At 57.0% G+C, this 14,010-nt stretch carries 11 protein-coding genes; 7 read left to right on the top strand and 4 right to left on the bottom strand.

Going from position 1 to position 14,010, the window contains the following annotated elements:
* Positions 1 to 11: 11 nt before the first annotated feature.
* The 3 genes from BIND_RS08480 (at position 12) to BIND_RS08470 (ending at position 2,464) form a co-directional block, all read left to right on the top strand.
* A complete protein-coding gene (locus BIND_RS08480) occupies positions 12 to 866 on the top strand; it encodes a YdcF family protein (protein ID WP_012384661.1) in 855 nt (284 codons plus the stop codon).
* Between the two features lie 60 nt (positions 867 to 926).
* Positions 927 to 1,580, top strand: a complete 654-nt coding sequence (locus tag BIND_RS08475) for a glutathione S-transferase family protein (RefSeq protein ID WP_012384660.1) — start codon at positions 927 to 929, stop codon at positions 1,578 to 1,580.
* A gap of 131 nt (positions 1,581 to 1,711) precedes the next feature.
* Positions 1,712 to 2,464 carry a J domain-containing protein gene (locus BIND_RS08470; protein WP_012384659.1) on the top strand — a complete coding sequence of 251 codons (753 nt, stop codon included), beginning with the start codon at positions 1,712 to 1,714 and terminating at the stop codon, positions 2,462 to 2,464.
* A 289-nt stretch (positions 2,465 to 2,753) separates the two neighbouring features.
* On the opposite strand, the gene BIND_RS08465 is transcribed toward BIND_RS08470, so the two are convergent.
* Positions 2,754 to 4,445 carry a serine hydrolase gene (locus BIND_RS08465; protein WP_012384658.1) on the bottom strand — a complete coding sequence of 564 codons (1,692 nt, stop codon included), beginning with the start codon at positions 4,443 to 4,445 and terminating at the stop codon, positions 2,754 to 2,756.
* A 287-nt stretch (positions 4,446 to 4,732) separates the two neighbouring features.
* Between BIND_RS08465 and BIND_RS08460 the strand changes: the two genes are divergently transcribed.
* The 3 genes from BIND_RS08460 (at position 4,733) to clpA (ending at position 8,895) form a co-directional block, all read left to right on the top strand.
* A complete protein-coding gene (locus tag BIND_RS08460; RefSeq protein WP_012384657.1) occupies positions 4,733 to 5,074 on the top strand; it encodes a phasin family protein in 342 nt (113 codons plus the stop codon).
* Positions 5,075 to 6,020: 946 nt separating this feature from the next.
* A complete protein-coding gene (gene clpS, locus BIND_RS08455) occupies positions 6,021 to 6,392 on the top strand; it encodes an ATP-dependent Clp protease adapter ClpS (protein ID WP_050764126.1) in 372 nt (123 codons plus the stop codon).
* Positions 6,393 to 6,405: 13 nt separating this feature from the next.
* Entirely contained in the window at positions 6,406 to 8,895 is a 2,490-nt protein-coding gene (gene clpA, locus BIND_RS08450) for an ATP-dependent Clp protease ATP-binding subunit ClpA (protein WP_012384655.1), read from the top strand.
* A gap of 114 nt (positions 8,896 to 9,009) precedes the next feature.
* On the opposite strand, the gene BIND_RS08445 is transcribed toward clpA, so the two are convergent.
* From BIND_RS08445 to BIND_RS08435, 3 genes are all read right to left on the bottom strand, one after another.
* Positions 9,010 to 9,438, bottom strand: coding sequence for an HIT family protein (locus BIND_RS08445; protein ID WP_012384654.1), 429 nt, complete (start codon positions 9,436 to 9,438; stop codon positions 9,010 to 9,012).
* Between the two features lie 54 nt (positions 9,439 to 9,492).
* Positions 9,493 to 10,749: a GNAT family N-acetyltransferase gene (locus BIND_RS08440; protein ID WP_012384653.1), complete on the bottom strand. Its 1,257-nt coding sequence runs from the start codon at positions 10,747 to 10,749 to the stop codon at positions 9,493 to 9,495.
* Between the two features lie 113 nt (positions 10,750 to 10,862).
* Positions 10,863 to 12,131 (bottom strand): flavin monoamine oxidase family protein, encoded by a 1,269-nt coding sequence (locus tag BIND_RS08435; RefSeq protein WP_012384652.1) that lies wholly within the window; start codon positions 12,129 to 12,131, stop codon positions 10,863 to 10,865.
* 319 nt (positions 12,132 to 12,450) lie between these two features.
* On the opposite strand from BIND_RS08435, the gene BIND_RS08430 reads away from it, so the two are divergent.
* The gene (locus BIND_RS08430) at positions 12,451 to 13,941 is read left to right on the top strand and encodes an amino acid permease (RefSeq protein WP_012384651.1); all 1,491 of its coding nucleotides are present in this window, start codon (positions 12,451 to 12,453) and stop codon (positions 13,939 to 13,941) included.
* Positions 13,942 to 14,010 lie beyond the last annotated feature (69 nt).

Here is a 14,010-nt window from a genome sequence, read left to right as displayed (position 1 = left end):
CGGGTCTCCGCATGTTCTTCAATCTGTCCAAGATTTTTTGGCTTTTCGCCGAACCGGGCTCGTTCATAATCCTTCTTGGATTGCTCGGCCTGATCCTGGTCTTCACCCCTTGGGTGAAAGCGGGCCAGCGCCTGCAAGCCATCGCTATTTTGCTCTTGGCTTTCGTGCTCCTGACACCCTTTGGCGCTTTCGTTGTGCGTCCGCTGGAGGATCGGTTTCCCAATCCTGATCTTCATGCCATCGATCCCGCAGGCATTATCGTGCTTGGCGGCGGTATGGATTCGCGGGAGTCGAAAGCGCGCGGTGTGCCGATCCTGAACACGGCGGGTTCGCGGATGACGGCAGGCGTCGAATTGTCCCGGCTTTTCCCTCAGGCGAAACTCATCTTTACCGGAGGCAGCGGGGATTTGATGGGAGACCAGCCGAGCGAGTCCATCTATGCTCGTGAGCTTTGGCAGAACCTTGGCGTCCCTGCCGAGCAGATGGTTTTCGAGGGCAATTCACGCAATACGTGGGAAAATGCCGTTTTCACGCGTGACCTGATCAAACCGAAGCCGGAAGACCGCTATCTGCTTGTGACCTCTGCGGCCCATATGCCGCGTTCCGTCGGCATTTTTCGCAAGGTCGGCTTCAACGTCATTCCTTATAATGCGAACTATATGACGATCGGCGATGCGCGGGATTGGAGCGTGACGACTTTGGCTCATGATCGTCTGAGGATGTTGTCCTTTGGTCTGCGCGAATGGATCGGCCTCCTCGCTTATCGGCTGACGGGCAAGACATCGGATTTCTTCCCAGGGCCGGTTGAACAAGCCGCAACCTACCCGCAGTCGCATGCCGCCCTTGAGGAAAGAACGGCGCGTTGATATCCAGCCCGCGTCGAGGCGGTTCCTGCCTCTGCCTCCATCCCCTGTCGGAGAAATAGCGTGTCCCTGACGCTTGTCATCGCCAACAAGGCCTATTCGTCCTGGTCCTTCAGGCCCTGGATTGTGATGCGCCATTTCGAGATCGCCTTTAAGGAGATCACCATTCCCATGGCGCAGGAGACGACGAGAACTGACATGCTGCGCTATGCCCCAACGGGCAAATGTCCGTCCTTGCATGACGGTGATATCACCATTTGGGATTCTCTCGCGATCATTGAATATCTTGCAGAATCCTTCCCGGAAAAAGCGATCTGGCCGCGTGACAAGGCAGCCCGGGCGCAGGCCCGTTCCCTCTCGGCGGAAATGCATTCCGGCTTCGTGAACCTGCGTTCGCTGCTGCCCATGAACATGCGCCGGCCGCCTGCCAAACGCGCTTTGACTCCGGAAGCGGCAGCCGATCTCGAGCGCCTGGAAAGTGCCTTCGCGACGGCCCAGCAAGCTTTTGGGCAGGGAGGGCCTTTCCTGATGGGCGCGTTCAGCGCCGTCGATGCCATGTTCGCCCCGGTCGTCAATCGCCTGCATGTCTATGATGTGGCGGTCTCGGCGCCGACTAAAGCCTATATGGAGGCCGTCATGGCTTTGCCGGCTTGGCGAGATTGGGAAACCGATGCCCGTGCGGAAAGCTGGATTATCGACAAATATGAGGGACCCTGACAGACTGGCCATTAAATAAATGGGGAGCGGTCGGAAATATCCCGCACATCAGGGATTGATGGTCTATCCTGTCACGTGAAACCGCTCGCGAAAGTGCGGAGGCGGTCTCCAGGGGTCTTGTGAGGCAGGCCATGCTCTATGGAATCGGGGGGCTTCTTATCGTTCTGGTTGGCCTGATCGCCCGGCAAAAACTGGCTGCCGCCGATCCGGCTTCGCGATCGCGCATGCTGAAACAGGGTTTTGCGACGCTGTTTTTTCTGCTGGCTCTGGTTTTAATGCTGCGCGGAAGGCTTGAATTTGCTCTGATCAGCGCGGTGATCGGTTTCGGCCTGTTCGGCTCGGTCTACAAAGGCAAGGCCCCGCATAAAGCGCAATGGGGTAAGGGCCAGGGCGCACCAGGAACGGGACACGAAGGGCGCGAAGGACCGGGCAGGATTTCCCGGCTGCGTTCGGCGATGATCGAGATGGAGATCGATCATGCTACGGGGGCAATCCGCGGCTTGATCCTCGCCGGTCCTAACGAAGGTCAATGGCTCGACCGGCAGAATTGGACCAGCTGTCAGGCGCTCTATCGGTTCTGCCTGATCAATGATCCGGCCGGTGCCCGCCTCTTAGAAGCATATTTCGACAGCCGGTTTTCCGGATGGCGTGCTGCAGGTCAGGCCGAGGGAGACGCGCGGCATGGCGGCGCGGGCAGCGGCGCGATGTCCGAAGATGAGGCTTATGAGATCCTGGGGCTTCAAAAAGGTGCTACGCGTGAGGATCTTGTTCGTGCGCATCGCACGCTCATGAAGAAATTGCATCCGGATCTTGGCGGTGCGACCGATCTGGCGGCTAGGGTCAACGAGGCCCGGGATATTCTGATGCGGCGTCATCAGGACTAGTCCATTGCGACAGGGTTTTTCAGGATTGGAGGCGGCATCCGAGCCCGTGAAACGACCCGAAGCTTGAAGTATTGTTGAACTATTTACCCAGGAGCGCGGACACCGACTCTTGGTTTGATATTTGAATTTTCGCCATGTTTGGAAAGGCGAAAATTCAAGAGTGTCCCTATCGGTCGTCACCCACGAGGACTGATGATATCAGTCAAGACCGAGCCTTCATCTTCTATCTATCGTGTTCTATTTTTGTCTCGGAAGAATGTATTTTTCCTTTACGAGACAGCTGAAGACCTCAATTTTTCGTCGCGAAGCACGAAAAACCGGAACGTTTCAGAGTTTTGCACGCAGCTTCCGCGCTTTCCTCCGCGAGACCGGCAAAGCGGGCGCGATAGAGGGTTTCCGATCCCTTGCGCACTTTTTCCGTATAGGGCTGGGCATTGGCCAGGGCTCGAGAGCCTTCCGTCTTGGCCCGTGACAGCAAAGCAGTGGCCTTGGCTACATCATCCGTCGCGCCAATCTGAATGACCCAGCCATGGGGAGCCACCGCCGAATGAGCGAGGGGCGACGCCGGCTCGCTCTCTTTGCTGGTCTCCTTTTTCGCTGTTTCAGCCTTGCTGGTTTCAGCCTTGAGGATTTGCGTCAATTCGGCCTTGGCATATTGCGCCCTGTTCCCAGCCGGTGTGACAGCGGCCTTGCCGGTATTGGCCTGGATTGCGAGACGCGCGGTCGAACCATCGCCAGCCTTTGCGGCCGCTTGCGGCCGATCAGCCTGACCATGTTCTGGTTGAGAGGCCGTGCCGGCGATATAGGCCGGGCGTGGCTTCTCCATGGGCAATTCATTGCTCATGGAAGCGAGGCGGATCGGTGCATTCGCGGCGTCAGGCTTGCCGGCATTTGCGGCTTTCGCATCGCCGAGCAAACTCGTGCGCGGTGGCATGGGCATGCTGATCCGACGCAATTCCGGCGGCAGTTCCTCGCCAGAACGGGCGAGCCGGTCGGAAGCTGTGTTTTCGGTCAGCAAGCCGACGGAGCGTGTGGTCGCGCCATTGTCGATCTGGTTTTCGATGAGCCGTGCCATGATCCGGTCGCGGGCGCCCGCGCTCACGCCGCCGAGGACGGCAGCCACAATGGAATGACCACCACGCTTGACCGAAGTCAGGAGATTGAAGCCCGAGGCGCGCGTATATCCCGTCTTGATCCCATCCATACCTTCGACCTGATCGAGGAGATGATTGTGATTGCGGATCTCCTGACCGGCGTAATGGAACACATGCGTGGAGAAATAGGGGTAATAACGCGGGAAACGGTCCTGGATCGCACGACCGAGGATCGCGAGATCATGCGCGGTCGTGACCTGCGCGTCATTGGGCAGGCCAGAGGCATTTTCGAAATGGGTCCGGCTCATGCCGAGCATATGCGCCTTGCGGGTCATCATGCCCGCAAAAGTCTCTTCATCGCCCCCGACCGTTTCGGCGATAGCCACAGCCATGTCATTGGCGGATCGCGTGACGACGGCGCGGATCGCGTCCTCAACGCTGATCGACGAGCCAGCATGCAGGCCAAGCTTGGTCGGCTTCTGTGCTGCGGCATGCGGTGACACGTGGATCGCGCTATCGAGCCGCAAATGTCCTTGCTCGAGTTGTTCGAACAAGAGGTAGAGCGTCATGACCTTGGTGATTGACGCGGGATGACGCAATTCATGCTCACCATGCGCATAGAGCGTATGGCCGGAATTGGCGTCGACCACGATGGCCGCGACACTGGCGGGTGTTTCACCGCCGCTGGCCGCATGGCTTGCGTGATGATGGGAGCCTTGGCGCGCCAAATGGGAATGCTGATGGGCATGGCGGTGGCGCGCCTCGGCAGAGGTCACGAATCCTGCGCCAAATCCAATGCAGCCGAGGAGAGCGATGGCGGTGAGGCCGCAAGGAATCGGCGTTAAAATCTTTGCGAATGAACTGCGGCGAAATGCCACATCGGACATCGTCATCCTGAGCCCTCGATCTGGCTGATGATCGGTTATGCTGTATTTGAAGAGAATAGAGATGGCGTAAGGGTAGGGCGGCGCGGTTACGCTTTGGTTAAGCACTTCGGCGAAATTCGCGGGGAATGTGCCGTTTTGGTTTGTGCAGTGCAATATTTTTCTTGACCGGATTTGTGCGATGCACTAAGTTCTTCATGCGCCACAGGTTAGAGGAAAGCTGGATTGCGGCGGGGTGCCGAGAGGATCCGGTAAGATCGGGGCGCATTTCGCATAGGGAGAATGAAGACATGACGGCGGGTTTGGAAGACTTCCAAAAATTCGGTAAGGATCAATTTGAGGCTGTGAACACCGCTGCCTCCACCTTCGCAAAGAACGTGCAGGCGATTGCCACCGAGGCAACCGATTATTCCAAGCGTTCGCTCGATCATGGATCGGCTTTCTTCGAAAAGCTGCTCAGCGCGAAATCTCTGGATACCGCCATTCAGCTCCAGTCTGAGTTCGCAAAGACCTCCTATGCTGGCTTCGTTGCCCAGGCGACCAAGTTTGGCGAGCTTTATAGCGCTCTTGCCAAGGACGCTTTCCAGCCGCTGGAAAAGGTGATCGCTAAGGTCCAGGCTCGCTCCGAATAAGCCTTCAGCCGCCTCGTCGAGAAAGACGAGGCTTGCGGAGTATCATTCCAAAGACTTTTGGAATGATACAGGCGCCTATGCTGAAGTGATGACTGATTGATAAGCCCGACATACTCGTCGGGCTTTTTTTTATTGGCCGTGGCGGACCAGTGGAAACAACGTATCAGATTTCTATTGGGCCAGTAGATGCATTGAATCATCAATGGAAATATATGAATAATTATATACACTTATATTATAATTTTAATTTTCTTTGTGAGCTTACCCTAAAGGGCGGATCGGCATGATCTCTCCCTTCTTCCCTTGAAAAACAATAAAATACTATATTTCTATAATGCGATGCATGAGCTTGCTGCGCATTCGATCTTCTCGAACCCCATGCCAGTGTGGTGGCCTCGCCAAGCCTTGCAGGTCTTGACGCATCCATGACGAGGGAAGCGGAACAGCATTGTGCTCAGAGCGAAGGGGAGGTCGCGCTCCAGCTTTGGACAAGCCTCAATTGAGAGAATCGTCGCGGCCTCTTGTCCGTGCCCCATCGAACAGCCATTTCCAAAGAACGAGCTTGGGTCCCTGGAAAAGAGGCTGCGAAGGAAATTGCCTGTTTTTTAGCGCATCAGCATAGGTCAGTGGCATGAATTTAGTGCGACGACGCGTCATTTGCACAAAAACACCTGTGGCCGATCGACTGGGGTGGAGCTAAGATCAATGAAGATCGGATGTGGCGCGGTGGATGCTAGATTCGAACGTGTTGGACAAACAACGGTATTGTTCACTTGGAATGACGTGCGGCCCACGGGTTTGTGACTTAATTCCAGAGCTCGCGGTACGCGTGCGTGGCGCATGAAAGAATGAAACAAGGACTTCGGCGGTGACGGCAGGACTTCTACGGCGATCGAATTTTCGGGTGCATGGACGGTTTCTGTCCGCAATCCGTCGCCCGCCCTTGTTGGCTCGCCTAGCGGTATTCGCCGGGCTGCGCATTCGCGGAGCCGGCAAGGACCCGCAAAAGGGAGGCGATGGTGGTTCCGGCACAGCTGTCATCACCCGTCCCAAAACCCAGACGCGACGTCCTAGCATGTATCGCGTCCTGCTTCTTAACGACGATTACACTCCCATGGAATTCGTCGTTTCGGTCCTGAAGAAATATTTCAACAAGGGACCTGAGGAAGCCACTAGGATCATGCTGCATGTACATCAGCATGGTGTCGGGGAATGCGGCATCTTCACCTATGAAGTTGCCGAGACGAAAGTAACGCAGGTGATGGATTACGCGCGCAAGCACCAGCATCCCCTGCAGTGCATCATGGAAAAGAAATGAGAGGTTGGAGCCTATGCCGTCCTTCTCCCGCAATTTGGAACAATCGCTTCATCGGGCTCTCGCGATCGCCAACGAGCGTCACCATGAATATGCGACTCTTGAGCATCTCCTGCTCAGCTTGACCGATGATGCCGATGCCGCGGCTGTGCTGCGCGCCTGCTCCGTCGACCTCGACCTTCTGAAAAAGAACCTGCGCGATTACATCGACCAAGAACTCGATAATCTCGTGAGTGATGGCCGCGAGGATGCCAAGCCAACGGCGGGCTTCCAGCGTGTGATCCAGCGCGCGGTCATTCATGTCCAGTCCTCCGGGCGTGAGGAAGTCACGGGCGCCAATGTGCTGGTCGCGATCTTCGCCGAGCGCGAAAGCCATGCCGCCTATTTCCTGCAAGAGCAGGATATGACCCGCTATGATGCGGTGAATTACATCAGCCATGGCATTGCCAAACGGCCTGGTCTCTCCGATTCCTCCAAGGCTCCGCGTGGTGCCGAAGAAGAGGGCGAGAACCGCGAGGGCAAGGATGGCAAGGAAGGCGAGGGCAAGAAAAAGGAAGGCGCTCTCGACGCTTATTGCATCAACCTCAACAAAAAGGCGAAGGATGGCCGCATCGATCCTTTGATCGGTCGCGAGGCAGAGGTGCAGCGCACCATCCAGGTCCTGTGCCGCCGTCACAAGAACAATCCCTTGCTGGTCGGTGATCCCGGCGTTGGCAAGACGGCGATCGCCGAGGGTCTCGCCCGCAAGATCGTCAAGGGCGAGGTTCCGGAAGTCCTGGCCGAGGCCACGGTCTTTGCGCTCGACATGGGCACCTTGCTCGCTGGCACCCGCTATCGTGGCGATTTCGAGGAACGCCTCAAGCAGGTGATGAAGGAAATCGAGACGCATAAAAAGGCGATACTCTTCATCGATGAAATTCATACGGTGATCGGCGCGGGGGCGACCTCGGGCGGTGCGATGGACGCCTCGAATTTGCTCAAGCCTGCCTTGGCTCAAGGTTCGCTGCGCTGCATCGGTTCGACGACCTATAAGGAATATCGTCAATATTTCGAAAAGGACCGGGCTCTCGTCCGGCGCTTCCAGAAAATTGACGTCAACGAGCCTTCTGTTCCGGATGCCATCGAGATCATCAAGGGCCTGAAGCCCTATTTCGAGGAATTCCACAAGATTCGCTATACGACGGAAGCCGTTAAGGCCGCTGTCGAGCTTTCGGCCCGGTATATCCATGACCGCAAGCTGCCCGACAAAGCGATCGACGTGATCGACGAGACGGGTGCCAGCCAGATGCTCTTGCCGGAAGGCAAGCGCAAGAAGACGATCGGCATCAAGGAAATCGAGGCGACCATTGCGACAATGGCGCGGATTCCTCCCAAAACCGTCTCGAAGGACGATGCCGAGGTGCTCGAGCATCTGACCGAAACGCTGGAACGCGTGGTCTATGGCCAGAACAGCGCGATCGAAGCCCTGACGGCAGCGATCAAACTGGCTCGTGCCGGCCTGCGCGATGGTGAGAAGCCGATCGGCTCCTATCTCTTCTCGGGCCCGACGGGCGTCGGTAAGACGGAGGTCGCTCGCCAGCTCGCCACAAGCCTCGGCGTCGAACTCGTCCGCTTCGACATGTCGGAATATATGGAACGGCATACCGTGTCCCGCCTCATCGGCGCGCCTCCCGGCTATGTCGGCTTCGATCAGGGCGGTCTCCTGACCGATTCGATCGATCAGCATCCCCATTGCGTGCTGCTGCTCGACGAAATCGAGAAGGCGCATCCAGACCTCTACAATATCCTTTTGCAGGTCATGGATCACGGCAAGCTGACCGACCATAGCGGCAAGCAGGTCGATTTCCGCAATGTCATCTTGATCATGACAACCAATGCCGGCGCCGCCGACATGCAGCGTGCGGCCTATGGCTTCACGCAGAACAAGCGGGAAGGTGAGGATCTCGAGGCGATCAACCGTCTGTTCGCCCCGGAATTCCGCAACCGTCTCGATGCGATCGTGACCTTCGGCCATCTGCCGCCGGAAGTGATCGTCAAGGTGGTCGACAAGTTCATCATGCAGCTCGAGGCACAGCTCGCCGATCGCAATGTCACGATCGAGCTGACCGACGAGGCCCGCAATTGGCTTGTCGAACATGGCTATGATCAGCAGATGGGCGCCAGGCCCATGGCGCGGGTCATTCAGCAGACGATCAAGACTCCCTTGGCTGATGAAGTCTTGTTCGGCCGGCTGAAAAATGGTGGTACGGTCAAGGTCATGGTCACCACGGACGAGAATGGAGCCAAAAAGCTTGGCTTCCTTTATCCTGAGGGGCCGGTGCTGCCGCGTCCCGACAAGGAAATCGTCGAGGCGAGCAAGAAGCGCGTTCGGGCCGAACCGGAAGTGCGTCGCGCCAAAGCCCGCAAGAAGACCGAGGACGCAGGCTCGGATGATGAGCTCAACAAAATCGATCCGTCCGAGGGAGATGAATCGGAGACGGTGAGCAGCGGCGAGCCCAAGAACTGAGTCTCATGAAAGCGCGCGGGCTTCCTTAAGGGGAGCTCGCGGACAAACAAAGCCGGCGCTTGCTCAGGCAAGCGCCGGCTTTGTATTTTTAGGCATCCATCTGGGCACGCTTGTTCAGGCCAGCGCGGCGATGATCTTTTCCGCAAGCGCCGCCAAAGCCTCTGGCTTGGCCATTTCTCCTGTATGCGGCCGCAATTCCACGCCTGCCCAGCGTGGCAGAATATGGAAATGCAGGTGGAAAATGACCTGTCCGCCCGCGCTTTCATTATATTGATGCAGCGTGATGCCATCCGCGGCGACGGCCTTTTTGACGGCGCGCGCCACTTTCTGCACACGTGGCATCAATTGGGCGAGGGCCTCGGCGTCTATATCGAGAAGATTGCGGCCAGCTTTCTTGGGGATGACCAGCACATGGCCGTCGGCGCGCGGCATGATGTCCATGAAGGCGAGTGCTACGTCATCCTCATAGACCTTGGTGCACGGCATTTCGCCGCGCAGAATTTTGGCGAAAATATTGTTCTCGTCGTAGGCCGGAGTGCTCATCCGCTTCCTCGCATGGTCGATGATGGAAAGACATCGGCCAGGAATGGATGAGGGTCAAGGTCCCTTCTTGAAGGGGGTCTGTTCGCCATATTGCTCTATGGCTTCGTCGATATAGACACGTTCCTTCTGGAGATATTCGTCGATCGCGCGGGCATAACGCTTGTCGGGAATATCGTGCGCCGAGAATGTGGCGACGGGCCCATAGCCGCGCGCGAGCTTATGTTCGCCCTGGGCACCGGCCTCGACACGCGAGAGGCCTCGCGTAATCGCGAATTCGATGGCCTGATAATAACAGACCTCGAAATGTAGGAAGGGATGTTCTTCGATACAGCCCCAATTACGGCCGTAAAGGGCATCCTTGCCGATGAAATTGATGGCGCCGGCAATATAGCGGCCGTTGCGCTTGGCCATGACGAGAAGAATATGCTCCGCCATGGAGGCACCGATATGGGAGAAGAATTCCCGCGACAGATAGGGCGTACCCCATTTGCGATTGCCGGTATCGGTATAAAAGAGAAAGAAAGCATCCCAATGATGCTCCTTGATATCCGCTCCGGTCAAAAGCTCGATGTCGATCCCAGCGCTGAGCGCATCCTTGCGCTCGCGTTTGATCATTTTACGCTTGCGTGAGGCGAGGCTCGCGAGAAAGGCGTCGAAATCGGCGTAATTTTCGTTGATGAAATGGAATTGCTGGCCAGTGCGTTGCAGGAAACCGGCAGCGCCGAGGCTATTCCAGTCCTCCCGCGTGGGGAAAGTCACGTGGATCGAGGAGGCCTCGATCTTTTCACGCCAAGCCCGCAGACCGGTGATGAGCCTTTGCCTGGCTTCCTCGCCGTGACCGGCAGCGACCAGAAGACGGCGTCCCGTGACGGGCGTGAAGGGCACGGCAATTTGCAGTTTTGGATAATATTTCAGACCGCCGCGATGATAGGCATCGGCCCAGGCATGATCAAAGACATATTCGCCATAGGAATGCGTTTTCAAATAGGCCGGCGCCGCTGCCGCGAGACGACCTTCCGGATCCTTGACGATCACATGCGTCGGTGTCCAGCCATGACGCGGATCGACCGATTTCGAGGTTTCGAGCGCGTTGAGAAAGGCATGCGAGATAAACGGATTGAACCGTTCAATCTCATGTTTCGATAAAGCCTCTTCACCGCCTTCCACATCTTCCCGCGCGGCATCCGGATTGGCGCAAGCGTCCCATTGGGCGGCGTCGATCTCGCTCATCGCTTGAATGATATGGATCGTATAGGGAGACGTCATGACGGCAAGCTTTCTGAAGCGGGCCGGGCGGCCCGGGAACAGCATGGAGCTGCTATTCACTTCCTTCGCTCAAATGGACGCCCGCCGCCACAAGGACAGGCACTTTGACCCTGGAAGCAATAATGAAACCAAGGGAAGACCAAATTGCCGCTGGCGTCCTATTCCCTTGCCTTTGCGAAAACAGAGGTCCCCAGCGCGGCAAGCGCCTGCAAAGCGGCTTCCTCGCCAGTCATAAAGGCACCATGCGCGGTCGAGAAGGCATGCGGCGAGCATGCCTCGCCGGCGAAGAAGAGCCGTTGATCCACGAGAGCCGCCAAACGCGCTCTTGCCCCGGCATGGCCAGGCAAGGCGTAAGAATAGGCCCCATGCGCGAATGGATCCTGCCCCCATCGGGTTTCGACCACGAAATGTAATCGATGGCGCATGTCGCTGCCAAGAAGCATGCTCAATTCCGCCACGGCAAAATCGAAAAAGGCGCCAGGCCCAGCGGCTTCAAGATCGCCAGCAAGTTGCCCGCCGAAATAGCCTTCGATCAGGGGCCGGCCAAACGGCCGTAAATGATAACTTCCGGTCATGGTTTGCGTGATCGATCCGAAAAAATGCCCATCGGCGGGCCAATCATTGGCGTCGTCGAGGCCGAGCAGCACTTTGTCGGCCAAGCCAAGCGGCAGGCCAGCGGCAGCCTCCCGCTTATCGGGAAGGGCAGGCGTAAAGCGAATGGACTCTTTCGCCAAAAGGGAGGTTGGCAAAGTGATAATGACCTTCGCCGTAGTGAGTGATCCATGTGCGGTTTCGACGCGCACAAGAGGACCGGAATGGTCGATCGCTGTCACTGGGCAATCGAGCCTGATTGGCAACCCCTGTCCCAAACTTCCGATGGCTTGACCATAACCCTCACGGATACGCCAATTGAGATGAGTGTCATGGTAATTGCGGTTATCGCGTGCGGAGACACGATCCAGTTCTGCTCCGCTCATATAGGTGCTGATCGCGTCGAGCAGCGGATTCCAGCGGCTGCCGGCCTCAAGCAAGGTGGAACTCGCTACGTCGGACGCGTCCGGGTCGAATGAGTCAAAGCGCGCCTGGAGGCGATCCGCCGCCGCCTGAAATTCTTGCTGATCCGCCGCACTGAAGCCGAGATCGAAGGTCTGCGTGCCCCAAGCTGGCAAGGTTCGATCGAGCGTGAAACCGCGCTGTTCGAGAATCGAAACAAGGGGATTGTGATCTGCGGAATGCAGCCAGCCACAACCGAGATCAAGAGGGTATAGGCCCTGGGTCAAGGTATGGGCGCGTCCACCGATGCGATCGCGGGCCTCGAGAAGGCAAAAGCGAATAGGGGTCAAGGCAAGTTGCAAGGCCGCGCCAAGCCCGGCCGCACCCGCTCCAATAATGATGACATCGAAGCTTTGACTCTCATGAAGCGGCATGACGTCTCCCGTTTCTGCTCTAGCATCGAGAATCACAGATTCTCGATCCGTCACTTTTTAAACGGTATCCACTTGTCCTCATTGCGCCGCGACAAGTCGCGCTTCAATGAGGGTGGATACCGGGGCTTTTCCCGGGAAGAAGCTCGCCGAGTTTGATTACATTTTAAATTCAGGGTGACAATTGCGGATCGATCCAGGGTCTTTCGCACGGGCTTGCGATCTTGAGCGGACGCTGCGACAAAGGAGGGAAACATTTTCCCGAGCGGGAAAAAGGGAGGATAGTCAGGCTTCGGCTGGCTGACACGTTGGAGTGGCATGCATGAGCAATATATGGGTGCGCAAATCCATGGCCGTGCTAAAGGCCGAGGCGCAGGATGAACTGACTGGGACCGAGGGTTTGCACCGCTCCATGTCGCTCTTCAGCCTTGTGTCGTTTGGCATTGGCGGCATTATCGGTGCGGGTATTTTCGTTTTGACCGGCCATGCGGCGGCATCCTATGCCGGACCAGCGATCAGTCTGTCCTTTGTGCTCGCGGGGCTCGTCTGTCTCTTCGCTGGCCTCTGTTACGCGGAAATGGCCTCAACTGTTCCCATTGCCGGCAGCGCCTATACTTATGCCTATGCGACGATGGGAGAATTGATCGCCTGGATCATCGGCTGGGATCTCGTGCTCGAATATTCCGTCGCCTCGGCAACGGTGGCAATTGGCTGGTCCGGCTATGCCACGAGCCTGCTCGCTGGTTTCGGTCTGAAAATTCCGGAAAATTTGACGAGCGCGCCTTTTACCTATGATCCAGCGACAGGTGACTGGACCCATACAGGCGCTCTGGTCAATCTGCCGGCCCTTTTCATCATCCTGTTCATGACGGTCTTGCTCGTTTTGGGTGTCCGGGAATCGGCGCGGGTCAATAATGTCATCGTGCTGATCAAGCTCTCCATCGTCATTTTGTTCATCGCGGTCGGACTCGGTTCGGTATCTCTGGCGAATTGGGTGACGCCCGGCAATCCCGAGGGCCTCTATATTCCACCGACAACAGGCGTCGGCCAATTCGGCTGGAGCGGGGTCGTTCGTGGCGCGGCCGTGGTGTTTTTCGCCTATATCGGCTTCGATGCTGTTTCGACCGCGGCGCAGGAGGCCCATGATCCACAAAGGACATTGCCGATCGGAATTCTCGGCTCGCTGCTCTTTTGTACCCTGCTTTATGTTCTCGTCAGCTTCGTCATCACCGGCATCGTGCCCTATGATCAATTGAACGTTCCAGATCCGATCGCGCTTGGCGTGGATACGATCGGCCTCGGCTGGTTCTCGGCCTTGATCAAGCTTGGCGCGGTCCTCGGTTTGAGTTCCGTCATTCTCGTTTTTCTCTTCGGCCAGCCGCGCATCTTCTATGCAATGGCGAAGGACGGTCTTTTGCCACCTTTCGCGGCGAAAGTGCATCCGCGTTTTCATACCCCCTATATCACCACCATCATCACTGGCATCGGCATCGCCGTGATTTCGGCTCTGCTACCGATCGGGCTCGTCGGTGAATTGGTCAGCATCGGGACGCTTTTCGCCTTTGCTGTCGTTTGCGGTGGTGTCCTGATCCTGCGGATCACGCATCCGGAAATTCACCGGCCTTTCAAGACTCCGGCGGTTTATATCGTCGCGCCTCTTGGTGTGTTTTCAGCCCTATTTTTGATGTTTGGCCTGCCTAATGATACCTGGGTCCGGCTCGTCGTTTGGCTGTTCATCGGGCTCGTCATTTACTTCTTCTATGGACGCAAACACAGTGTGATCCAGCGTGCCGCGCAAGAGTCCGAGAAATGAAATGATTTCAAGGCTGGCGGGAAAATCAGGCGTCTCCTCCGACGACACTCATCCAGCCTCGTCATCAGA

Source organism: Beijerinckia indica subsp. indica ATCC 9039, assembly GCF_000019845.1.
Lineage (GTDB): Bacteria > Pseudomonadota > Alphaproteobacteria > Rhizobiales > Beijerinckiaceae > Beijerinckia > Beijerinckia indica.
Note: the sequence above shows the minus strand (reverse complement) of the source record. Positions and strands in the feature narration are given on the sequence as shown.